We start from the raw sequence: 23,568 nt of genomic DNA, 5'->3' as shown, positions 1-23,568 counted from the left end.
CGCAATGAACACCACCATCAACAAGGCTCCCTCCCTGCTCGGTGCCGACGCGCCCACCGCGTCGTTCACGCCCGCAGGCGCCGCCCCCGACGCCGACGCAAGCCTGCTCGACCTGCTGTACGACGGCTTCGTGATGCTGTTCCTGCTGAAGAAAAAGCAGCAGCCCGCGACCACCGAGCAGTTCCTCACCGGCATCCGCAACTACCTGGGCGAATTCGAGCGCAACGCGCGCAAGCTCGACGCGACGGCCGAGCAGATCCACGCGGCCAAGTACGCCTTCTGCGCGACCATCGACGAGTTCGTGCTCTCGGCGCCCGAGTTCGCGATCCGCTCCGAGTGGGAGCGCCGGCCGCTGCAGCTCACGCTGTTCGGTGATCAGCTGGCCGGCGAGAACTTCTTCAACATGCTCGAGGTCGAGCGGGCGCACGGCGCCGCGCGCATCCAGACGCTCGAAGTGTTCTACATGTGCCTGCTGCTGGGCTTCCAGGGCAAGTACGCCATCGACGGCACCGAGAAGCTGGCCTACCTCACCGCGCGCGTGGGCGACGAGATCGCCAATGCCCGCGGCAAGCGCACGCCCTTCGCACCGCACTGGCCGCTGCCCGACCTGATTTCTCACTCGCTCAAGCGCGAGGCGCCGCAGTGGGTGGTGGCCGCGCTGTTCGCGCTGATCGGGCTGCTCGGTTTCATCGGCCTGTCGGCCCACATCGGCAGCACCACGCAAGGCACGCTCGCGAGCTACCAGGACATCGTGAAGCTCGGCCCGCGCCAGGCCAACCTGACCATCTCGCTGCCATGACGACGCGGCTCGACCTGCCGGCCCTGCTGGCCCCGATCTCGGAAGCCTCGCCCTGCGGCGAGGACATGCTGTTCTCGCGGCAGTTCGACGCCATCCAGGAGGCGCGCAAGCACGACGATCCGTCGCTCGAGCAGGGCGAGTGGGTCATCGAGCTGAAGGAAGCCAACTGGCCCTTCGTGGTCTCCGAGTGCGAGAAGCTGCTGCGCGAATCCACCAAGGACCTGCGCCTTGCCGTGTGGCTCACCGACGCGCTGGCCAGCCAGCGCGGCTTCGAGGGCCTGGCCGACGGCTACCGCCTGCTCACCGGCCTGTGCCAGCAGTACTGGGACCAACTGCATCCGCTGCCCGAGGGCGGCGACATCGAGATGCGCGTGGGCAACGTCACGTGGCTGATCGGGCGTTCGGTCGAGCTGCTGCAGCGCGCGCCCGTCGTGAGCGATGCCAACACCGGCTACAGCGCGCTGGTCTGGGAGACCGCGCTCGCGCTCGACCAGAGCATCCGCCGCACGCCGGCGCAGGCCGACGAGCTGCAGCGCAACAAGGTGACTGTCGAGCAGTTCGACCGCATCCGCCGCGCGACGCCCGCAAAGTTCCTGCAGAAGACGCACCGCGACGTGCAGGCCTGCGAACAGGCGCTGGCCGAGTTCGAGGCGGTGTTCGACGAGCGCACCGCTTCCAACGGCCCGAGCTTCCGCGCCGCGAAGGACGCAGCTGCGGCCATCCGCCAGACGGTCGAGCGCTTCGCGCGCGAAGCCGGCGTGCCGATCGACAGCGGCGCGCCAGCAGCGCCCGCAGCAGCACCCGCCGCCGGTACGCTTGCGCCATCGCGCATCGAGCCGGTGTTCGATGCGGTGGTGCCGCATCACGCGCCAGCGGCGGCGCCCGCCGCGCTGCCGCCAGGCATCCACAGCCGCGCGCAGGCCATCGCTCAACTCAAGGAAGTGGCGGCGTATTTCGAGAAGACCGAGCCTTCGAGCCCCGCCGCCTACATGGCGAACAAGGCCGCGCGCTGGGCCGACATGCCGCTGCACGCCTGGCTGCGCAATGTGATCAAGAACGAGCAGGAACTGGCCCAGCTGGTGGACCTGCTCGACCTGCCCAAGAGCGACGACGAGTCGCGCTGAGCAGCAACCCGCGAACGCGGGTCGCCGAGCGCTCGATCGTCAGGTACGCCCGACGCGGAACTCGATGCGTCGGTTGCGCGAGCGGCCCTCGTCGGTCGCGTTGTTCGCCACCGGCTGGTCCGGGCCGACGCCCGAAGTCGTGAGCGTCATCGGATCGATCCCCTTGCCCACCAGATAGCCCTTCACCGCCTCGGCGCGCGACTGGCTCAGCGCCAGGTTCGACGCCCGGCTGCCCGCGTTGTCGGTGTGGCCGACCACCGCCACCGACTTGTTCGTGAGCTTCTGCAGGATCGGCGCCATTTCGTCCAGGATGTCGCGGCCCTTGCGCGTGAGCGTGGCGCTGCCCAGTTCGAACTCGATGGTCCGGTTGGCCAGCGCCTGGTCGACCGTGATCTGCTCCGACACGGGCACGCGCAGGCTGTTCTTGATGGTGTAGGTCGGGTTGAGCGAGTTCGCCATGTCGCTCACGATCTTCTGGCGCAGCGCCTCGTTGCTCACCTCGCCGCTCAGCGCCATCTGCGTGCCCTCGATCTGGAACTGGCCGCGATGGATGTCCTTGAGCGAGGGCGTGATCAGCCGCTGCACGTTGGCGGACCAGTTGGCCGGCATGCTGACGGTGTTCACCACCTCGATCTTGTCGATCACGCCGCTCGGCCCGTAGATGCGGCGCAGCGCCTCGATGACGGCGACGCGCGTGGCCTCGTCGGGCACCTGCCCGCCGGCCACGACCTGCTCGCCCTTGCCGGCAGCCGCAGGCGTGGTTTCGACCAGGGCGCCGGGGGCGCCCGCCGTCTGGGCCTGCACGGCGGCCGCGGCAACTAGGAGCCCGAGCCCGAGGGCCAGCGACAGAACACGCAAATAACTTTTCATGACCGTCATTCCCCGATGAAGACTTCGCGAAAAGCCGTGAGCACGATGTCCAGCGGCAGCTGCGGCTGGTCGAGGTAGCTCACCAGCTTGAACATCGCGTAGTTGCTGTGGATGGTGTCCTCGACCCACTCCGGGTTGTCGATGTCGATGTTGTGCTCTGTGTAGACCTGCGGATGCAGCACGCTCTGCAGGCTGCGCGGCGAGAGACCGTTGAAGCCGATCACGAGGCGCGAGCGGCCGTCGATCTCGGTGGCCATCAGCACCAGCTCGAAGTCGGCCTTGGCGAGGAACTGCGATACCAGTTCGAGCCAGAACGTGGCGATCAGCGAGCGATCGACCGGGTCGCGCGGCAGCGGCAGCGTGAGTCCTTTTTCCAGGTGCGACACGGCGCTGGCCATCACCGGCTGCAGCAGCAGGCCCAGCGCCAGGATGGCGCGGCGCAACGACACCTTGTGGCCGTCGAAGTTGAGCATCTGCTCGATGCGCAGCAAGCTCGTGTCGCGCGTGAAGGCCGCATAGGTGGAGCGCGAGGCCGACTTCTTGAAGCCCGTCTCGATGGCCGGATCGAGCGCCTCGAAGCGCTTCAATTCGCCGTCGAGGTCGGTGCCTTCGGCCAGCGCGTTGACCTGCACCGCCATGCGGTCCCAATAGGGGCCGATGAGCATCGGCGCACCGCGCATGAAATCGAGCGCCTCGTCGACCTCCACCGAGGTGGCCGCGAGGAACGGATAGCGCCTCGACGACTCGTCGCGGCTCGCCTTCAGGTGCCCCGCAATGGCCACGCGGCTGCGCGAGCCGAGGCAGACGAAATGGATCGGCGCCGCGTTGTCGTAGATGATCTTCCAGCGCGGGTCTTCCGACAGCATCTCCATGGTCTGCGACAGCCAGTTGTCGAACACCTTGATGAGCTGTGGGTTGTAGAGGCCCTTCACGAAGTCGCCGCGGCCGGGCAACTTGCCGAAGTAGCACAGCTGTTGTGTCTGCAGCGCGCTCATTTGCCAGCTCCCTGTGCCGTTGCTCCCGGTGCAGTTGCCACAGGCGTTGCGCGCGACTGCGTAGGCACGCCGATCTCCGCCACCGACGAAGGCAGCACGGTGCCGCGCAGCCCCTTGCCTTGTGGTGAATCACCGGCCGAACCGCCCGACTGCGTGTTCTGGACCACGCGCAGCTTGACGGTCACGCTCGCGTTGTCGCGCGTCCAGGTGAGTTCGAAGCTGCCGTCCGGCAGCTTCGAGCGCTGGGCCGTGCTGAGCAGCCGCTCCAGCCCGAAGTTGCCCGGCTCGTTGATGAGTTCGACAGTGCGCCCGTCGAAGGTGACCGCGGTGATCCGCGCACCCGGCGTGCCCTGCGCGTTGGGCCACACGAAGTTGGACCACTGCGGCGGCGTGTTCCGGTAGCGCAGTTGCTGGCCGTCGATCTCCACCATGTATTCCGTCAGGCCCGACACGGGCTGCGGCAGGATCTGGAACAGCGTCTGCGGTTGCGCGGCACTGCCGCCGCCGGCTGCGCCGCCCGAAAGCGGCGCCACCCATTGCGAGAAGCCGTTCACGAAATCGGGGCTCAGCGTGAGGCCCTGGTCGCCCCAGGCGCGTGGCGAAAGCAGGTCGCCGCGACGGATGACCAGCGAACCCAGCGTCGTCGTCACGAACTTGCCGATGGCGCCTTCAGGTCCGAAGAACTGCGCGATCTCCGCCGGCGAAGCCTCGATCTTCGCGCCCGCGGCGAACGGGTACTTGGTCGCGAGCGACTGCTGGAACGGCTGGTGCACCTGCGCGCTCCAGATCTTGTTGACCTCCACCGCCGTCGGCTGGATCGTCACCGCATAGGCCTGCAGCAGCGGCCGCACCAGCAAAGGCCGGAGGGCCTGGCGCTGCGAGGCGTCCATGCCGGTGAGCATCTGCTCGTCGACGTACTTGAGCGCATCGGCCAGCTCGGAGCCGTTGCCCTCCAGCGTCTGCTGCATGAGCTGGCGCGCGCCCGGCCCGGGGTCGCCCTGGTTCTTGATCTGGTTGAAGCGCCCGCGCAGCTTCGACAGCGTGCCGAGGTAGCCGCGCAGGAGCGAGGTGTTGTCGCGCTCGACCACCAGGCGCGCGACGCCCGCGAACTCCCGACCGATCGGGCCCATCGGAATCTCGGTGCGGTTGCCGCTCGCGTCGATGTTCACGTTGACCTGCGACGGCGTGGCGCGGCTGAACAGGTTCTTGAACCAGTTCAGCGCCCCCGTGCGCGCCTGCTGCAGGCCGGCGTTGACCAGCGAGGGGTTGTCCCACGAGGTCTGGTCATAGACGGTGTCGAAGACCTTGCGGATCGGCGAGTTCTGCGGATCGCCAAGGAGGTTCATCGCCACCACGGCCTGCTCGAAGCTGCCCATGTCCTTGACCGCGATGCCCTGCAGGAAGCGCTGCCACTCCTTGGCGTACTCCAGCTTGTACATGGTGGCCAGCGTCTTGCGAATCTGTTCGGGGCTGCCTTCGAGCGTCAGGTCGTCGTTGCCCGCGACGTTGAGCACCCAGTCCTTGCTCGATGTTTCCTTGTTGGCGGCATCGCGGATGGCGTCGTCCACGTACTGCTGCCACGCCTCGCGCGTGAACGCGCCCGAGATGGCGACGCTGCCGGCGATGGTGCCTTCGCTCTCGGCGCCGGCCGTGGCGCCCAGGATGCGCGCCACCGTCATCGGTGCGAAACGCGTGGAGGCGCGTGCCTTGATCTCGGCGTAGACGCGCTCCCGCGCCGGCATGCCGCGCACCACGCGGCGCAGGTTGTCGCGCGTCTGCTCGACCAGTGCGAGGTTGGTGTCGGCCAGCGCGGGCCAGTTGTCGTCGCCCACGCGGCGCAGGTAGAAGGTGATCATGCGTTCGGCGTCGCGGATGACCGCGGCGCGCGGCATGTCGCCGCGGTTGCTCTCGAGCCAGCCGCGCCAGAAGCGCGAGATCTGGTCGGTCAGGTGCGCGGTCTCCACCTGCCGCTTGTCGGACAGCATGAGGTACGTCTTGAGCGCGTTGTAGGCGTCCTGCACATCGGCCGGCGACGAGCCCGCATAGAGGCCGCCGCTCTCCGCGGCCGGCGGCGTTGCCGGCGTGGCGGCCGAGACCGCGACCGGCGCGGCAGGGTTGCCCGCCGCGTCGGCGCGCTTCAGGCGCTCCGGATGCGCGTTGACCTCACGAAGAAACGCCTGCAGGTTGTCGGACACCGGCGCCAGCATCAGCTGCTTGACGCCGCCGTAGTACTCGGCGACGAGCTTGTCTTCGAGCTGGTTGCCCTGGTAGAGGCCCAGCGAGAGCGACAGCGGCCGGTCGTTGCGGAATTTCTCCAGCTGCTCGATGCGGTCCTGCAGGATGCCGAGCGCCTCGAAGCGCGTGCGCAGCCCGTTGTCGCTGGCCTGCAGCTTGACCACCTTGTCGAGGTCGGCCTGCACGTTCTCCACCAGTTGCCGGTTGCCGAGGTACGACCACGTCCATCCGCCGAGCAGGAGCCCCAGCACGGCAACGAAGGCAAAGAAGCTCACGTAGCGCACGCGCGCCTTCACCGGACTGGAGAACTGCCGCACCGTCTTCTTGTCGGCAAAGATCACCTTGGAGAACAGGTCGCGCAGGAAGAACCCGTTCTGCGAATAGATTTCCTTGGACTTGGTGGCCGCGTTGTTCAGCGTGAGCCCGAAGCGCTTGGCGATGCGCTCGGTCGACAGGCTGCGCATCGTGCCCTCTTGCAGCGCGCTGGTGAAGTAGAAGCCGCGGAACACTGGCTTGTGCTGGAACGGATTGCTCTCGAACAGCGTCGCCAGGAAGGCGCGCAGTGCGGGCTTGATGGCCGCGAATTCGAGCGGAAAAATCAGCAGCTCAGGCGACGGGTCGCTGCCGCGGTGGCTCGCGAAGTGCGAAACGCTGATTTCCTTCAGGCCCATGTAGAGCTCGTCGAAGCGCTTGTCGAACTGGGCGACGGCATCCTGCTTCTCGTCGCCGTCGTAGGGCAGCGACGCGCCCCACACGCGGTCACGCTCCATCTTGTCGCTGTCGCCGAAGAACTCCGCAAAGCCGGTGATCAGGTCGGCCTTGGTGAACATCACGTAGACCGGCGCGAACACTTCGAGCCGCTCGGTCAGCTCCTGCATGCGCTGGCGCAGGTTCTTCGCAAGCTGGACCGCGAAATCGGGCCGGCTGCCGATCAGCTCGGGAATGCTGGCGGTGATGATGATCCCGTTGATCGGCGCCTTCGGCCGGTACTTCTTGAGCAGGTCGAGAAAGCCGAACCACTCCTTGCGGTCTTCCTGGTGAATGGAATAGCGGCCCGCGGTGTCCAGCACGATGCCTTCGGTGGTGAAGAACCAGTCGCAGTTGCGCGTGCCGCCGATGCCCTGGATCACCGCGTTGCCCTTGTCGGCAAACGGAAACTGCAGGCCCGAGTTCAGGATGGCGCTGCTCTTGCCCGCCGCCGGGTTGCCGATGACCATGTACCAGGGCAACTCGTACAGCGCCTCGCTGCCAGACATCTGGCCGATCTTGGAAGTCTTGATCGTCTTGACCGCCTCGACCATGCGCCCGCGCAGCTCGTCGATCTCGGCCTTGCGCTCGGGGTCGCTGTCGCGCACGGCGGCATCGGCCTGGTCTTCGAGCATGTCGCCGAGCTTGCGGTTCGCCGCGCGGGTGCGCATGCGCCGGATGAACCACACGAGCAGCCACAGGAGCAGCAGCACGACGAAGATGCCGACCGCCCAGATCGCGCCGATCTCGAGCGTCTGCGCGCCGATCAGGAGGAACGCGCCGAGCGCGATGGCGCCGATCACCGAGAGGGTGCGCGGATCGGCCAGGAAACTGAAGAATCGCCGCATAGATGTTTCTGGAATCGGTCCGGTTTAAGTAGCTTGTGGCACAGGGCTCGCGAGGCCGGCCAGCATGGCTGTCCGGGCGCGCGCGTCCTGCACGGAAAGCGCGAGCACGTGCCGTGAATCTCGCACGGCGAGGTGACACGCGAGTGCCACGACGGTCATGTCCGCCGCGGCACCCAGATGGCCCAGGCTCGCGCAGACGGAAAGGTTGTTTTCGAAAGGCAGGTGCGGCAGCCGCTCCTGCACGAGTTGGGCCACTTCGGTGACGCGGCTCGTGCGGTGGTCGGCATCGCTCACGACCCAGTCGATGGCGTCGGGCTGCAGCGCCGAAGTCGAGAGCAGGCGCTGGGCAAAGAGATCGAGCAGGCTGGCATCGGGCATGCGCGCGGTGTCGGCGGACTCGTCACGCTGGCCGCTCGCACTGCGCGAGAGCACCACGCCTTGGGGCTGCGCGAACAGCGCATCGCCGGCACGCGCCAGCAGCAGGCCCGCGGCTGCTTCGCCGGGCACGCGGCCGTTGCGGCGCGCGGCCGAATGAAGCAGGCCTTCAGCCTCCCAGCGGGCGATGCATTCGTTGGAAATCGCGGAGTCGGCAGCCAACGCCATCCACAGTGCGGGCCGCTGCTCGCGATGAAGCGCGAGGTTGATGCGGTCGAGCAGCGCCATCGCGGAAACGCCGGCCTCGCTCTTGAAGCAGTCGACGGTCCAATGCTGCGAAGGATCGGCCTCGCGCGCCAGTTGCTGCACCCATTGCGTGGCGACCGCGCGCTCGTTCTCGCTCCATGCACCGGGCAACAGCAGCGAGATGCACAGCTGCGGCGCGGTGGCGGAACCGGGAACGATCGCGCCGCTCGACACGAAACGCCCGGGCGCGCGCACCGAGAGCGCGTCGCCGGCATTCAGCAGCGCGTCGGTCGCCGAAGCGAGCAGCTCCTGCAGCACGTCGGACATCAGGTGGATGGCGCGCAGCCTGTCGTCGGTCAGCGCGTCGGCATCGAAGTCCTCCGGCGCGGGCCGCAGCGACTCGCGCAGGTGTTCGCGAAGTTCGTTCGCATCGATGCCAGCGACACAGCCTGCGAGCATGGGAAAGCCTTCGCCGTCACGCAGTTCGGGCACCAGCTCGGGCGCCTGCGCCTGGCCAATGGCGGTGGCCACCGCGTCGGCATCGTTGCCGCGCGGCGTGTGAAGAGCGAATGCGAGCACCGACATCTGCAGGCGCTCCTGCTGTTGTGCATCGGCCGTTGCCCCCGTCGATGCGGCGGCACCAGTTGCAGCGGATGCACCGCGCGCAGCCGAAGGCAATGCAGCGGAAGGCGGTGCGCCCGTGAAGATCCGTCGCAGCAGGAGATAGAACACCACCAGCGCCAGAGGCAGCACGACGAGGTAGAGCGCGATGTCGCTCGTGCTCGGCATGCGCGCCGTGTAGTTCCAGTAGACGACCACGATCACCCACACCGTGATGAACACGGCGGAGAACATGAGGGTGGGCTTGACCAGTCGCGCCAGCATCAGGAGTTCGTCGATGCCTTCGTCATGCGACGGCGCGCGCGGCTGCCGTGCCGCATGCCGTGCGTGCAGCCGATCGGATGGCCTTTGTCATTCGGACGCGGAAGCGATCTGGCTCGACAGCAAGGTGCAGCCGCAGCGGGCCTTGTCACCGTGCCGCGCAACACGCCGGCCATCGAGCGTGACGTAGCGGCTGCCGGTCACGATGGGGTTGATGCCGTGGCCGGGCCTCGGACAAGACACGAGGTCGCCGATGCGAGCCACGCGGCGCTCGTCGATGCTCGTGTTCTCGGATGCGGTGATCACGATGCCGCCGTGGTCGGTCTTGTCGTGCAGGACGATCCACGGACGATCGTTGTCCGCTGCGGGTTGATCCTCTTCCATTCGAACTCCCCCTTGCTTGCCTCGTTGGTTTGTCGATGCGACCGATGCCGTGCCGGCATTCAGTCGCGTGGCAATTTGAAACCGGGCTTGCGGTACTCCACATGACCGTAGTCCTTGATTGAAGACCAACGACCACCCCACACAAGCCCCACGGACTCGGCCACCTCGCCATAAAGACGGTAGCCCTCCATGGCCCACGGGTCTCTTTCCGAGATCACCAGCTTGCCATTGCGATAGAACGCATTGTCTGCCGCAAGTCCATATTGATGATAGCTTTGATTCGCCTTGGCGAGCGTCACCGTGTTGCCCAACGCAGCGAGCTTGGCCTGCCGTTCGGGACTGCGATAACCCTCGAGCAACGCGAGGTCGTAGCCGTGTTTCTCTTTCATGATCTTGTAGACCAGGAGCAGCCGATTGCGGAAGTCCGCATCGAGCACGGCCCAGTCGCGGCTGCCCTCCTTCGTGAGCGGACGGACCTGTTCGACCTCTGCGGTTGCGAAGATTTCAGGAGGCAGTGCAGGCGGTGGCACGAGCTGCTCGCCCTTGAGAAGCGCCTCGATCTTCGGATCGCTCGTCGTGGCCCAGTCATCGAAAAACAGGACGCGCCCGGTTCCGAAGGCCACGCTCAACAGCACCGGAATGACGAGCAGGCCCATGCCCGACAACAGCAGATAGCGATGGCGTACGGCGAAAGTACGCACACCCAATCCGCCATCGCGCACCAACTGAAAACTTGCTTCGGACACCAAGCCGAATCGATGGCCAATCTTGATGAAAAAGACTGCAGTTGCAGTCGTCAAAGTGATCGTGGCTCGCAACACACGCTCACGAAAAGAAGGGAACAAGAAGATGGCAAGCGCGGCCACCATCAAGGCAAAATAACAAAAGAGAGTGAAGAAGATCAACGGTGTTCGGAGAGTGCAATTCATTGTATGAGTCGCACAACACTTCGAACCACTCGCACGCAACAACTGCATCCAAGTTGCAACGTTGCGTGGGTCACACCATAAGCCGCGGGGAGAAAAAACATGCCTGCTTTCGGGACCACCCATCCATGATGGGCGCGCCAGACGACAACAAGGGACGGCCGAGCCTGCTCGGTTCGAGCACTCCCGCCGCAGACACATCGTCTGCGACACCCAACGCGGAATCCACGCGCGTGCTCGCGCAGTTGGGCGGCCGCGAGAGCGGTGCGCGGTCCTTCTTCAAGCGGCCGGGCGTGTGGGCTTCTCTCGCGCTGCTGATCGGCGTTGCGGGTGCCACGACCTACCAGCTGCAATCGAAACGCGCCGATGCGTCGGTGAACATCGCAGTTGCTGCGCCAGCGAAACCTGCACCGGCCGCCGAGGCTGCGCCCGCTGCACCGCCGGCGCCCGAGATACCCGCTCCTGCTGGTGCTGCGGCACCCGCTGCGCCTGAGCCGTCCACAGCACGCATCGTCGAGGGCGACACAGCGTCACCTTCTCAACAGCAGCAACAATCCACGCCGTTCGCGGCCATCGGCGCGCAGCCCATGGTCGTACCGCCTGCGGGCAAGTCGGCGCGCGCCGCGGCCGCAAAGCCACCGCGCGCCGAGAAGACGACGAGCACTGCGGCTGCAAAGAAGCCGGTGAATGTCGCATCGTCGAAGCAGCCCGCGCATGCGGCCAACGGCAAGTCCGTGAAGACGGCCGCCAACAAACCGAAGACGCCGCGGCGAACCAACGATGCCACCCAAGCGACTCCGCGCTCCGGCAAGCCCGACCCCGACACCGATCTGCTGACGGCCCTGCTCAAGCGCAGCAAGGCACCCGACCCCGCGCCGCAGCCGGCGGCGCTGGCCGAGGTCGCGGCGGACTGCAAGTCCGGCCAGCGATGCAAACCATGAGCTTCCGCGCCGACGCGAATCACAACGATGCCATCCGCTGACCGCAGCGCGCTCTGGGCCGAACTCAGTCAGACCAACCGGCTCTACCGTCTCGAGGTTCCAGGCGCTTCCACAACGAACGCCAGCATCGACGCCCTGCGTGTCGAGGGCTGGGTGCAGCGCGAGGCCGTGTCGCAGCCGTTCGAGATGCGCATCGTCTGCCTGAGCCTGCGCGCCGATCTCGCGCTCTCGTCGATGATCGACCAGCCTCTCACGCTGATCACCGTGCTGGCCAACGGCTCGACCGGCAAGCGCACCGGCCTCATCCGCGCGGTGGAGTCGCTCGGCTCCGACGGCGGCCTCGCACGCTATCGCCTCACGCTCGTGCCGTGGATCTGGCTGGCCACGCAGCAGGGGCGCAGCCAGGTGTTCCAGCAACGCTCGGTGGCGGACATCATCGAGCGCGCGCTCGCTCCGTATGCCGACGCGGGCAGCTGGGCCTTCTCTTCCGAGGTGAGCGGCTTCCTGGCCGATGCGCCGGTTCGCACCTATTGCACGCAATACCGCGAGAGCGACTTCGATTTCTTCTCGCGCTTGCTGACCGAAGAGGGCCTGGCCTGGCGCATCGAGGAAGACGAGAAGGCGCCCATGGGGCACAAGCTCGTGATCTTCTCGGCGAACGATGCGCAGCCCGCGGACCCGGGTTCGCCCATCCGCTTTCATCGCAAGAGTTCGCAGGAGCGCAGCGATGCCGTGCAGGCGCTGGTGCGCCGCATGCGGCAGTCGGTGGCGCAGGTGCACCTGAGCGCGTGGAACGTCGATGGCAAGCGCCAGTTGGCGGGCAGCGCCGCCGCGCGGTTTGCGGTCGGCGGCAAGAATGCGCCGCGCATCGAATACGACGACGTGCTCGGCCTGAACGACCGCAGCCGCGGCTGGGACAGCAACCGCACGCTGGAGCGCTATGCCGGCCTGATGATGGAAGCAGCCGAGTGCCGCGCCGACGTGATGCTCGGCCACAGCACCGTGCGCACGCTGCGCGCGGGCACGCGCATCGAAGTCGACGATGCACCGGCGCTTGGCTTGCAGGCGAAGCCCGCGCTGCTGCTGGACACCGTCGAGCATGTGGGCATCAACAATCTGCCGAAGGACACCGCGGCATCGATTGCCGCGCAGTTGGGTGACCTGTCGGAGCACCTTGTGTTCGACAGGCCTTGTGCATCCGTCACTGCCGAAGACGATGTGTTCGGGCTGGTGCCGACGGCCACGGGCGGTGCGCACGACGAAGCGAACGATGTCCATCCGCAAGCGCAGAGCCTTGCCGCGGCGAAGACGCTCGGCTATGCCAACAGCTTCTCGGCCGTGCATGTGGATCGCCCCTGGCGACCCGTGCTCGCGGCCGCCGATGGCGCGCGGCTCCATGCGAAGCCCACGGCCAGTGGCGTGCACAGCGCGATCGTCGTCGGGCCCTCTGGCGAGACTTCGCCGAACGGTGCCGACGAGCTTTATTGCAATGACCGCGGCGACGTGCGCGTGCGATTCCACTGGCAGACCGAGTCGGCCGGCGGCGATACGCAGAACAACAGCGGCGACGCGAAGGACAATCGCAGCACGCGATGGATTCGCGTGGCGCAACGCCAGGCCGGTCCCGGCATGGGCTGGCAATGGCTGCCGCGCATCGGGCAAGAAGTGCTGGTGAAGTTCGTCGACCTCGATGTCGACCAGCCGGTGATCGTCGGTGCGCTCTACAACGGACGCGGCGATGGCGGCATCGAGCCTACGCCTGGTGGTGCATCGCGCAATCAGGAAGGCTCGAGCCAGGGTCAGGAGAGCGATGTCTTTGCGCAAGCGAGCAACGCATCGTCGAGCGCGCAGGCCAATCTTGCGGCTGGCCACGCGCCGGCTTGGCACGGTTCGAGCGCGGATGACAAGGGCCATCGAAACGCCGCGGCGCTGAGTGGCTTCAAGACGAAGGAGTTCGGCGGCGACGGGTTCAGCCAGTTGGTGTTCGACGATTCGAACCAGCAACTGCGTGTGCAACTGCATGCGAGCACGGCGCACAGCCAGCTGAACCTGGGGCATCTGATTCATCAGGCGGATAACTTCCGTGGAAGCTTCCGGGGGCAGGGGCTCGAGCTGCGTACCGATGGCTATGCGGCGTTGCGTGGCGGCAAGGGCGTGCTGTTGAGTACGTATCACGGGGCGGGTGGAAAGCAACTTGAACCCGTTGGCGACTTTGCCGCTGGCATGGCGTTGCTAAAGCAAGTGCAGCAGCTGGGGCAGGCGCTGAGCGAAGCAGCGATGAAGCACGAGACAGTGCAACTGGCCGGACATATCGGTGCTGAAAAGGCCAACGTTTCACAGCTCGACAAGGAGCGCGCGCCTTACGCGGCGATGCAGCACGCGGCGGGCGGCATGGTGACGGGCGATGTGCTGGAGACGGCTTATTTGGATGCGTCGGACAAGTCCGTTGCCACTGGCGATGGCAAGGTGCCGCACACGACCGATGCCGTTGTGGCGCTGGCCGCGCGCGGCGGGCTTGCGATGGTGGCGGGGCAGCAACTGCAGATCGTGGCGGGTGAGACTGCGACGTTGGCCAGCGGTGGGGATATCAACCTTGCGTTGGCCGATGTGCTGAGGGTGCATAGCGGGCAGGCCATCGGGTTGTTGGCCGGGGCGCAGAAGGCGGATGCTGAGGCGGGCCTGTCGATCATCGCGGGCAGTGATGACCTGGACTTTCAGGCGCAGCATGACGAGCTTCGGGTACAGGCGAAGGATGCGCTGAAGATCGCGAGTACCGACAAGACGGTGGAGTTCGCGGCGAAGAAGAAGATTCGCATTGCCACTGCGCAGGGTGCATCGATCACGTTGCAGAACGGGGACATCACGTTCGAGTGTCCGGGGAAGATCACTTATCACGCGGTGCAAAGGAAGCTTGCAGGGCCGACCACGCTGAGCTATGAACTCAACAGATGGGATACAGCGCCATTCGATGAGCAATTTGTATTGCGCTGGCCCTTCGACAACCGGCCTGTTGCAAACCGCAAGTACGAAATAGCGCGTGCTGATGGAACCGTCGTTCGCGGAACGACCGATGCCCAAGGCCGGACCGACGTGCAAAAGAGCAGCGGAATCGAACAACTTTCATTTCGGCTTCTACCCGAGAGCTGAAGCATGGCCACCCAAGCAACCAAAGCAACCCCGACACAAGATCGACCGGTTAACGCAACCTACGACCGAAAGGGAAACCCGGAGTGGAAATCCCCGATGAGCCCGCCAGACAACAGCGCGGCCGTCGTTTCGATGGTGCCGGATCGCATCATTCCGGTGATCTTCGTGCCGGGGGTGATGGGGAGCAATCTCACCTGTGCTGACGAGGAGACCCGGTGGCTGCTCGATGGCGCCGGGACGATGCTCAAGAGCTGGCGAACGGTGGATGCGAAGGAGCGCAAGAAGCTGCTGGTTCCCGATGAGTGCAAAGTCTATGACGGCGGCGCACTCCCCGAGGGAACCGCACAGAGCGACGAAGAATTGAAGCGGCGCGGCTGGGGTGAAGTGGGTGCGATGAGCTACGCCCCGTTTCTGGTTTGGCTGGAGCATGAGCTCAACAATTTCGACAATGCAGGCAACGGCCAGCGCAGCGCCTTGATCGCAACGCTCCTGGGTGCCGAAGGCGAAGCTGCGATCACGCGCGATGAGGTCGGCTTGAGCTACAGATACCGGCTTCCGGTGTATGCGTGCGGCTACAACTGGCTGCAGGACAACGCCATATCGGCAAAGCGCCTTGCGCAGCGCATCTCGGAGATCAGGGCGCGCTATATCCGGGACAAGAAGATGTGCGACCAGGTCATTCTGGTGACGCACTCGATGGGTGGTTTTGTGGCCCGCTACTGCATCGAGCACATTGCCGGCATGAAAGAGAAGGTAATGGGCGTGGTGCATGGCGTGATGCCTACCATCGGCTCGGGCGCGGTCTACCGGCGCATGAAAGCAGGCACCGAGAGCGACGGCAGTTTTGCGGGCAAGCAGACTGCCGAGATTCTGGGCGGCGATGCGGCGGAAATGACCGCCGTCTTGTCGGAGGCGGCGGGTCCGCTTCAGTTGCTGCCGACACCCGAATACGGCGCGGACTGGCTGAAGATCATGGACGGCGACCGGGTGGTGCTGAGCCTGCCCAAGGCCGACGGGGCCGGTGGCATCGACCCCTACTCTCAAATTTACGCTTCGCGCGGACAGTGGTGGAGCATGTGCGAAGAGGACCTCATCAATCCGCTCAAGCCGAATCATCCGGAGGGGTCTGCGGAGAAGAAGGCACAGCTCGATGGAGATTGGCTCAAGTTCACTAAGCAAATGAGGCGAGTCAAAGAATTCCACCAGGAGATCAAAGAAAAATACCACCCCTGCAGCTACGCTTTCTACGGCGACAGCGATGCGTTCAAGGCATTCGGCACCGTCACATGGCGACGCAGTGGGCGCATCAAGCCCAATCAACCCGAGGCCGATCCGCTGCAAGGTCTGCCTTTGAAGGGTCAACTGGAAGATACGCGTACTGTGACAACGCCAGTCAAGGACTCAAACAGCTACGCGCGATTCCAGATTCAACACTTCACCTTGGCTGGCCCCGACGAGCCTGGCGACGGTACTGTGCCCAAGCGCTCCGGCGTGGCGCTCAAGGCCCGCATGAACGCCACGCTTAAAGTCAGCGTGGGCCATGAGCCAGCCTACAAAGATTCCGAGCTCGCCCGGCAGTTCACGCTTCAGTCCATCGTGCACATCGCCCAGGGCGTGAGCAAAACGCCATTGGCCTACCAGGACAGCAAGTGAATCGCGCTAGACGCCCATTTCGGTTGGGCCACCGGGCATCGGCGGTCGCGCTCTCAACCCTCTTCGTTCTTCTGTTCGTTGCCGGCTGCAAACCGGCTCCGGTCGCGGCACTCACTCCTCAAGAGAAACTGAACATGGATCGACTGGCGCAAGACCCCGTGACCCGATGCATCGGCCGCTACCTGATCGACGTGCCGCGCCACATGGTGCCGCAGTCGCGATGGGATCGATTGCCAGCAGAGAAGGTAGGCCACTACCGGGACGGTGTGTCAGTTTTTGTTGAGCCCATGGAGCGGGGCGCATTTGATGTGGCGCTTCAAAAGCGACACCAAGAATTGCAGGATGCCAAGCTCATTGGAACGCCGGAATTGCCTGTTTTGCAATCTGCCACACGGATAGGTAACGACGTTGCGCCAGCGATGCTTTTCAATTCAGCCAAAGGCACTTCTGGCAGATATGACCGGAACCTTGAAGTGTTTGGATGGAAGGAGGGGCATCTGATAGTTGCCACCATAGAGGGATCTGACTTCTCATATCCTGAAGATCGTGACGAACCCTTGTTCAAGGGAATGATTGGTGATGTGCCTAGAAAGCTCGCCGAGCTGCAAGGCGTCTACGCTCGAGTGAGGGGCCGCGCCGAGGCCGAAGTGCCCACCGATCCCGGCATCTGCATTCACAACGGCTTTGTCAGCGATACGGGCCGACCAGCAAAAGAAAAGGACTATGTCACCCGGGAGATCTGGTATTCGACAGAAGTCAGGGGGCTTCTGCTGACCTTCAGTTCGGACCAGATCGGCGGCGGGGAGGACACCCTGCTGGATCGGGTCCGCAAAGTGGAGCCCATGGAGATCAAGGACGACCCTTTGTTCCGGACGCTGCGCAAGCAAACGCGCACCGATGCCGGCGAGCCCTTCGACGAATGGCTGGCTGCTGTTCGCACCGATGCGCGTGTCCGAGGACATCGATTTCTGGCCGAAGGGCATTCGCTGGACAGCGGGTTCCGCAAACCGTATTTCACGATGAAGCTCTTCAACGGCAAGGAAGAACTCCAGCCCCCGGACCCGAAAGACCCGGACCAATACAACATGCGCCCACCGCTGGAGAAGGCGCCGCTGACCGAGGCGGAGGCAGTGGGCTTGTGGGACGTGGTCACAAAAACCCTCCGGCTGCGCACCGGGGCCTTCTGACTGATGCACTGGTGCGATTTCTGCATTGAAGTCATGACCCGCTGCATCCCCATGATCCTGCCCCATGCCAGCCACTGAACTGGCCTATAAAGACTCCGAGGCAGCCCGCCAGTTCACGCTTCAGTCCATCGTGCACATCGCCCAGGGCGTTGCCAAGACGCCGTTGGCCTACCCGGACAGCAAGTGAATCGCGCGAGACACCCATTTCGGTTGGGCCACCGGGCATCGGCGGTCGCGCTCTCAGCCCTCTTCGTCCTTCTGTTCGTTGCCGGCTGCAAACCGGCCCCGGTTGCGGCACTCACTCCTCAAGAAAAACTGAACATGGATCGATTGACGCAGAACCCCGTGACCCGATGCATCGGCCGTTACCTGATCGACGTACCGCACCACATGGTGCCGCAAGCGCGATGGGATCAGACCTCAACGCGCCCTGTTGGCGAAGCAACATCTTGAAGCGGAAAATTACCAGCGCGCCAAGCCCATGAATGTCTACAGCGTGTTCACGGGCTACGGCGGCTGGCAGAACACTTTCGTGCTGCCTTCGATCCTGGTGGACATGCGCAGCTACACACGACTCGAAGCGCCCGAACTCTCCGTCAATCCGCCGCCGTTCGAGCAGAGCATGGAACGATTGAATGCGCTGCTCAAGAGCATTCGCCTGCGGCCCACTGCGCCGCCGATGCCGGAGTTGGCGAATCTGCCAACGAGGTGACGATGGTGCACCGGCCCGGTTTCGCAAAGGGAACCTGTCCTGTCTCCACACCAACCCTCACCCTCGCGTCGCGTTCTCTTTCATCTTCGCCAACGCAATCGCCAACACCGCCCCACCCAGCGTCTTCACCAACCCCGAGTGCTGCGCATAGAACCGGCTCACCTCGTCGATCACCCCCGCGTGCTGCTCTTCGGCATGCGCTGCAATCTCCGTCACCTGCGCGGGTGACAGCTGCGAGGCCTGCTCCGGCGTGAGTTGGGTCTGCCCGGGCTGCAGCATTCGCCCGAGCACCCCGCCCGCCAGCATCGACGCAGCGGCCGGCCCCAGCGTCGCCAATATCTGGTTGAGCACGCCGGCTTGCTGCATCGGCGAAGACTGGCCGAACAACCGGCCCACCGTGTCGCCGAACGGCGGCGTCTGGTCCGAGCGCATGGCCGCCGCGAGCCCCGCGCCGATCGCGTCGGGCGAGGCATGCTGGGTGATCGGGTCCACATGCGCACCGGCATCGCTGCCGATGGTCTCTTGGAGGATGTCGAGTAGTCCCATGTCGGAGCTCCTTCCTGGAGAAACGAAACGCCGATCCTCGACCTGCACCCCTGAGCGGTGGCTGACTGACTGAATGACTGCGCGCGGCCGTCGCGCGCGGCTCACCGGCTGCGAGGCTTCTTCGCTATCCTGCCGGCTGGCCAAGACGAAGGATTCGATTTTGCAAACGCACCCCGCCATTCAAGCCGCCATGGAACGCGATTTCGGCGCCATTGCCGACCTGATTCGCCTCCACGCCCAGCACGCCCCCGATCGCCCCGCGCTCGCGGACGCGCAGTACGCGCTGAACTACAGCGCACTCGACGCGCTGATGGACCGCATCGCCGCCAGCCTGCAGCGCGACGGCCTCAAGGCCGGCGACGCCGTCGCTGTTTGCGCCACGTCGTCGGTGAACTACGCCGCGGTGTTCCTCGGCGCATTGCGTGCAGGTATTGCCGTCGCCCCGCTCGCGCCCGGCTCCACGCCCGCGAGCCTCGCCCGCATGATCGAGGACGCCGACGCGCGCATCCTCTTCACCGATGCCTCGGCCGCCGACGTGGTCGGCCCGGCGAAGAAAGGCAGCATTCCGCGCGTCGCGCTCGACGGTTCTTCGGCGGGACGCGATTTTGCCGCCTGGCTTGCACCGGTCGGCGCCCAGCCCGAGGCCATCGAAGTGCAGCCCTCGTGGGCCTTCAACATCATTTACTCCTCGGGCACCACCGGCGAGCCCAAGGGCATCGTGCAGGGCCACGGCATGCGCTGGTCGCATGTGCAGCGTGGCGCCAAGTACGAGTACAGCGCCGACACCGTCACGCTGCTGTCGACACCGCTCTACTCCAACACCACGCTGGTGGTGTTCTTCCCCACCATCTCGTTCGGCGGCTGTGTGGTGCTGATGCCCAAGTTCGACGCCGGCGGCTACCTGCAGCTGGCCGCGCAGCGGCGCGTGACGCATACGATGCTGGTGCCGGTGCAGTACCAGCGGCTGATGGCGCACCCGCGCTTCGACGCGCACGACCTCTCGTCGTTCGAGTTCAAGTTCAGCACCAGCGCGCCCTTCAACGCCGCGCTCAAGGCCGACGTATTGAAGCGCTGGCCCGGCGGGCTGATCGAGTTCTACGGCATGACCGAAGGCGGCGGCACCTGCATCCTCGAGGCGCACCTGCACCCGACCAAGCTGCACACGGTGGGCCAGCCGGCACCGGGCAGCGACATCCGCCTGATCGACGAGGAAGGCAGGGAGCTGCCGCAGGGCAACACCGAGGTGGCCGGCGAGGTGGTGGGCCATTCGGCCGGCATGATGACCGGCTACCACCGTCAGCCCGAGAAGACGCGCGAGGCCGAGTGGTTCGATGCCACCGGCAAGCGCTTCATCCGCACGGGCGACGTGGGCCGCTTCGATGCGGACGGTTTTCTCACGCTGTTCGATCGCAAGAAGGACATGATCATCAGCGGCGGCTTCAACATCTACCCGAGCGACCTCGAAGCCGTGCTGCGCGGCCATGCGGCGGTGGCCGACGCGGCGGTGGTCGGCGTGCCCTCCGAGCAATGGGGCGAGACGCCGGTGGCCTTCGTGGTGCGCCGCGAGGGCGACGCCACCACCGAAGACGCACTGCTGCAATGGACCAACGACCAGCTCGGCAAGACGCAGCGCCTGGCGCGCCTGCACTTCATCGAGGAGCTGCCGCGCAGCGCGATCGGCAAGGTGCTCAAGCGCGAGTTGCGTGACCTTGTCGGCCGCTGAAGCCAAAGCCGGGCCGCTGTCTGAAGAGCACGGCGGCGGCAACGGCCTGCTGTGGGTGCTGGTCACCGTCGCGGTGTTATTCGCGTTTCTGCGCCCACGCGCACCGATGGCGTGGCTCCAGCTGGTCGACTGGCAGACCGTGGGCGCGCTGGCCGGGCTGCTGGCCATCACGCAGGGCGTGGAGAAGAGCGGCATGCTGCAGGCCGCCGCGCAGCGCCTGCTCGCGCGCACGCACAACCAGCGCAGCCTGGCGATGCTGCTGACGGCGAGCGCGGCGCTGCTCTCCGCGCTGGTGACCAACGACGTGAGCCTGTTCCTGCTGGTGCCACTCACGCGCGTGCTCGCCAACCAGGCGCACCTGCCGCTCGCACGGCTCGTGGTGCTGGAGGCGCTGGCGGTGAATGCGGGTTCGGCCCTCACGCCGATCGGCAATCCGCAGAACCTCTATCTCTGGCACCGCTCGGGCGAGAGCTTCTTCGCCTTCATGGGGATGATGGGGCCGACGGTGGCAGTGATGCTGTTCTGGCTCTTCGTGGCCGTGTGGCTGCTGGTGCCGCGCACGCCGATCGCGCTCAAGCCCGAGACCGAAGCAGCACCGGTGCAGCCGCGCCTGCTGGCACTGGCAGGCGTGCTCTTCATCGGCTTCGTGGTCGCGCTCGACCGGCACTGGCTGCTGGCGGGGCTGGGCGTGGTGTTCGGCGTGTTCCTGGTGACGTATCCGCGCGTGCTGCGCGGCATCGACTGGGCGCTGCTCGCGATCATCGCGCTGATGTTCGTCGACCTGCGCCAGCTGGCCGAGTTGCCGGCCATCACCGCGCTGCTCGGCCACTGGCCGATCACCGAGGGATGGCGCGCCTACCTCGCGGCCATCGTCACTTCGCAGTTCATCAGCAACGTGCCGGCCGCCATCCTGCTGGACGGCCATGTGCGCGACCTGCCCGCGCTGGCGGCGGGCGTGAGCGTGGGCGGCTTCGGCTGCGTGCTGGGCTCGCTGGCCAACCTGATCGCGCTGCGGCTCGCGAAGCTGCCGAACGGGCTGCGCGAGTTCCACCGCATCAGCATTCCGTTCCTGCTGGTGTGCGCGGCCTCGGCGTTGCTGCTGCGGCTTGCGTGACAGGCGGCGAGCCGGGGGGAGACAATCTGCGCCTTCCCGCCATGCGCGCGCCCGCCACCCACCACACCCTTTCGCTGCGCGACTACGGCACGTCGCGCGGCAGCCATGCGCACGATCACTTCCAGGTGCTGATCGGACTCGATGGCGTGCTCGACATCGAGGTCGAAGGCCGAGGCGCGGGCATCGGCGTGGGCGAGGCACAGGTGGTCGCGCCGGGCGACCGCCACGACTTCGAGGCGCGCGGGCTGGGCAGCGTGTGCCTGGTGCTCGACACCACGCACGCGCCATGGGCCCGCTGCACCGAGCGCGCGCCGGCCGACGTGCCGCAGCTGCACGCGCTCGCGCGCTACCTGGCGCATTGCATGAAGCAGCCGCAGCACGCCGCACTCGCCCTGCAGCACGGCCCCGCGCTGTTGCTGGAAGCCTGGAGTCCCGCGCCTTCATCGTTGCCGGACACGCGCCGCCGCCGCATCGATTGGCCGGCGCTCGCGGCCTGGGCCCGGGCGCGCTGGCACGAGCCCTTGACTGTTTCGGACCTGGCCGAGGTCTCCTGCCTGAGCCCCAGCCAGTTCGCGCAGCGCTGCCGCGAGGAGCAAGGCGTGAGCGCGATGCACTGGCTGCGCGGGCTGCGGCTGGCGCATGCGCGCGAACTGCGGCTGGACGGCATGGGCGTCGCGGAAACGGCGCGGCGCACGGGCTACCGCTCGCCGTCGGCGCTCACGGCCGCGCTGCGGCGCCGGGGCGTCTGACGGCAAGACCGTCGCCGCGCGACGATCGACCGGCGTTGCGCGACGACGCCATCGCTTAGCCTCGCCGGTCATGTCTTCCACCGTCTACGCCCTGCTCGCCATCGCGCTCTGGACCTCCCTTGCCTCGCTCGGCACGGCCTTGTCGCACCTGCCGCCGTTCCTGCTCACGGGGCTCGCGCTCATGATCGGCAGCGTGCCGAGCTGGCCGCTCGTGCTGCGCGACCGCCGCGCCTGGAAGGTGCCGCCGCGCACGCTGGCGCTCGGCATCTACGGCCTGTTCGGCTACCACTTCCTGCTGTTCATCGCGCTGCGGTATGCACCGCCGGTCGAAGCCAATCTCGTCAACTACCTGTGGCCGCTGCTCATGGTGGTGCTGGCGCCGGTGCTGCTGCCGCGCATGTCGCTGCGGCCGCTGCACGTGGTGGCGGCGCTGCTCGGGTTCGCGGGGGCGGCGATCGCGATCCTCGGCGCACGCGGCGGCACGGCCCCGGCTTCGGGTGCAGCCGCCGGGTACTGGGGCTTCCTGCCGGCGCTGGGCTCGGCCTTCATCTGGGCGAGCTACTCGCTGTGGACGAAGCGGGTGGCGGCGTTTCCCACCTCGGCGATCGGATTGTTCGGGCTGGTCTCGGGCGCGTTGTCGCTGATCTGTCATGCGCTGCTGGAGCCCTCGGTCGCGATGTCGGCCCGCGACTGGCTGCTGGTCGCGCTCTGCGGCCTCGGCCCGCTGGGCGCGGCTTTTTTCGTCTGGGACATGGCGCTCAAGCGCGGCGATGCGCGGCAGATCGGCATCCTGAGCTACATCACGCCGCTGGCCTCCACGTCGCTGTTGCTGGTCGTGACCGGCCGCCCGCTCACCTGGAGCATCGCGCTCGCCGCGGCGCTGATCATCGCGGCGGCCGTCATGGGCACGCGCGCCCGCTGAACAACGAACGCGTGAGCGAATGAACGAATCACGCTCGCGTCCAACGGATCGAGGCGCTTTTTCTGGCTAGAGTGGAGGCTCAGAAAAAACAAGGAGCTCACCCATGGACGGCAAGAACAAGAACGACGACTTCGAAATCACGCCCAAGCTGGTGTTCGACCTGAACCTGGCGCTGTACCTGGACCTGGTGGCCGCGCTCGAAGGCGCCGGCGCCATCACCTACCGCCAGATGGCGGCCCGGGTGCTCAACATCAGCATGGACGCCCGCGCCGACGGGGAAGCCGGGCTGTCGACGGTGCTGGAAGGCGTCGCCAAGGGCTTTGCTGGACAGGGCGATGGGCTGTCGATCGAGTTGCTGAAGGCCGCGCGCGGACTGCGTGAGGATGACGCGATGGGGGACATCCCCATGCGGCCGGCCGGCGATTCTTGACTCTCGTCGTTCA

Annotated in this window: 20 protein-coding genes; 13 read left to right on the top strand and 7 right to left on the bottom strand. The window is 66.1% G+C overall.

What is annotated here, in order from left to right; translation table 11 throughout:
* The first annotated feature begins 16 nt into the window (after positions 1 to 16).
* Positions 17 to 799 carry a type IVB secretion system protein IcmH/DotU gene (icmH, locus tag NU688_RS28620; RefSeq protein WP_374684705.1) on the top strand — a complete coding sequence of 261 codons (783 nt, stop codon included), beginning with the start codon at positions 17 to 19 and terminating at the stop codon, positions 797 to 799.
* Positions 796 to 1,923: a type VI secretion system protein TssA gene (gene tssA / locus NU688_RS28615; protein ID WP_257864216.1), complete on the top strand. Its 1,128-nt coding sequence runs from the start codon at positions 796 to 798 to the stop codon at positions 1,921 to 1,923. Before icmH ends, tssA begins: the two co-directional genes overlap by 4 nt.
* 39 nt (positions 1,924 to 1,962) lie before the next feature.
* Here the strand turns inward: tssA and NU688_RS28610 are convergent, their stop codons facing one another.
* The 6 genes from NU688_RS28610 to NU688_RS28585 form a co-directional block, all read right to left on the bottom strand.
* A complete protein-coding gene (locus NU688_RS28610) occupies positions 1,963 to 2,793 on the bottom strand; it encodes an OmpA family protein (RefSeq protein WP_257864215.1) in 831 nt (276 codons plus the stop codon).
* A gap of 5 nt (positions 2,794 to 2,798) precedes the next feature.
* The gene (tagF, locus tag NU688_RS28605; protein ID WP_257864214.1) at positions 2,799 to 3,788 is read right to left on the bottom strand and encodes a type VI secretion system-associated protein TagF; all 990 of its coding nucleotides are present in this window, start codon (positions 3,786 to 3,788) and stop codon (positions 2,799 to 2,801) included.
* On the bottom strand, positions 3,785 to 7,618 hold the full coding sequence (tssM, locus tag NU688_RS28600; RefSeq protein WP_257864213.1) for a type VI secretion system membrane subunit TssM: 3,834 nt from the start codon (positions 7,616 to 7,618) through the stop codon (positions 3,785 to 3,787). The genes tagF and tssM overlap by 4 nt, the downstream gene beginning before the upstream one ends.
* A gap of 24 nt (positions 7,619 to 7,642) precedes the next feature.
* Entirely contained in the window at positions 7,643 to 9,124 is a 1,482-nt protein-coding gene (locus NU688_RS28595) for a hypothetical protein (protein ID WP_257864212.1), read from the bottom strand.
* An 87-nt stretch (positions 9,125 to 9,211) separates the two neighbouring features.
* A complete protein-coding gene (locus NU688_RS28590; RefSeq protein ID WP_206175933.1) occupies positions 9,212 to 9,505 on the bottom strand; it encodes a PAAR domain-containing protein in 294 nt (97 codons plus the stop codon).
* A 59-nt stretch (positions 9,506 to 9,564) separates the two neighbouring features.
* Positions 9,565 to 10,410: a M15 family metallopeptidase gene (locus NU688_RS28585; RefSeq protein ID WP_374684702.1), complete on the bottom strand. Its 846-nt coding sequence runs from the start codon at positions 10,408 to 10,410 to the stop codon at positions 9,565 to 9,567.
* Positions 10,411 to 10,559: 149 nt separating this feature from the next.
* Here NU688_RS28585 and NU688_RS28580 point away from each other — a divergent pair, with 149 nt between their 5' ends.
* The 6 genes from NU688_RS28580 (at position 10,560) to NU688_RS28555 (ending at position 18,071) form a co-directional block, all read left to right on the top strand.
* Positions 10,560 to 11,372 (top strand): hypothetical protein, encoded by an 813-nt coding sequence (locus tag NU688_RS28580; RefSeq protein ID WP_257864210.1) that lies wholly within the window; start codon positions 10,560 to 10,562, stop codon positions 11,370 to 11,372.
* Between the two features lie 27 nt (positions 11,373 to 11,399).
* Positions 11,400 to 14,519 carry a type VI secretion system Vgr family protein gene (locus tag NU688_RS28575; RefSeq protein WP_257864209.1) on the top strand — a complete coding sequence of 1,040 codons (3,120 nt, stop codon included), beginning with the start codon at positions 11,400 to 11,402 and terminating at the stop codon, positions 14,517 to 14,519.
* A 3-nt stretch (positions 14,520 to 14,522) separates the two neighbouring features.
* Positions 14,523 to 16,172, top strand: coding sequence for a triacylglycerol lipase (locus NU688_RS28570; RefSeq protein ID WP_257864208.1), 1,650 nt, complete (start codon positions 14,523 to 14,525; stop codon positions 16,170 to 16,172).
* A gap of 134 nt (positions 16,173 to 16,306) precedes the next feature.
* Entirely contained in the window at positions 16,307 to 17,359 is a 1,053-nt protein-coding gene (locus NU688_RS28565; protein WP_257864207.1) for a T6SS immunity protein Tli4 family protein, read from the top strand.
* 64 nt (positions 17,360 to 17,423) lie between these two features.
* Positions 17,424 to 17,546: a hypothetical protein gene (locus NU688_RS28560; protein WP_257864206.1), complete on the top strand. Its 123-nt coding sequence runs from the start codon at positions 17,424 to 17,426 to the stop codon at positions 17,544 to 17,546.
* Positions 17,547 to 17,840: 294 nt separating this feature from the next.
* Entirely contained in the window at positions 17,841 to 18,071 is a 231-nt protein-coding gene (locus tag NU688_RS28555) for a hypothetical protein (protein WP_257864205.1), read from the top strand.
* 57 nt (positions 18,072 to 18,128) lie between these two features.
* Here the strand turns inward: NU688_RS28555 and NU688_RS28550 are convergent, their stop codons facing one another.
* Entirely contained in the window at positions 18,129 to 18,617 is a 489-nt protein-coding gene (locus tag NU688_RS28550; protein ID WP_257864204.1) for a hypothetical protein, read from the bottom strand.
* A 190-nt stretch (positions 18,618 to 18,807) separates the two neighbouring features.
* Between NU688_RS28550 and NU688_RS28545 the strand changes: the two genes are divergently transcribed.
* The 5 genes from NU688_RS28545 to NU688_RS28525 all read left to right on the top strand — a co-directional run bounded on the left by NU688_RS28545 (position 18,808) and on the right by NU688_RS28525 (position 23,555).
* Positions 18,808 to 20,340 (top strand): class I adenylate-forming enzyme family protein, encoded by a 1,533-nt coding sequence (locus tag NU688_RS28545; protein ID WP_257864203.1) that lies wholly within the window; start codon positions 18,808 to 18,810, stop codon positions 20,338 to 20,340.
* Positions 20,321 to 21,454, top strand: a complete 1,134-nt coding sequence (locus NU688_RS28540) for an SLC13 family permease (RefSeq protein WP_374684701.1) — start codon at positions 20,321 to 20,323, stop codon at positions 21,452 to 21,454. The genes NU688_RS28545 and NU688_RS28540 overlap by 20 nt, the downstream gene beginning before the upstream one ends.
* Before the next feature lie 41 nt (positions 21,455 to 21,495).
* On the top strand, positions 21,496 to 22,203 hold the full coding sequence (locus NU688_RS28535; protein ID WP_257864201.1) for an AraC family transcriptional regulator: 708 nt from the start codon (positions 21,496 to 21,498) through the stop codon (positions 22,201 to 22,203).
* Between the two features lie 70 nt (positions 22,204 to 22,273).
* Positions 22,274 to 23,125 (top strand): DMT family transporter, encoded by an 852-nt coding sequence (locus NU688_RS28530; protein WP_257864200.1) that lies wholly within the window; start codon positions 22,274 to 22,276, stop codon positions 23,123 to 23,125.
* Positions 23,126 to 23,228: 103 nt separating this feature from the next.
* Positions 23,229 to 23,555, top strand: a complete 327-nt coding sequence (locus NU688_RS28525; RefSeq protein WP_257864199.1) for a hypothetical protein — start codon at positions 23,229 to 23,231, stop codon at positions 23,553 to 23,555.
* The last annotated feature ends 13 nt before the right edge of the window (positions 23,556 to 23,568 follow it).

The sequence above is a fragment of the Variovorax sp. ZS18.2.2 genome, assembly GCF_024701975.1.
Lineage (GTDB): Bacteria > Pseudomonadota > Gammaproteobacteria > Burkholderiales > Burkholderiaceae_C > Variovorax.
Note: the sequence above shows the minus strand (reverse complement) of the source record. Positions and strands in the feature narration are given on the sequence as shown.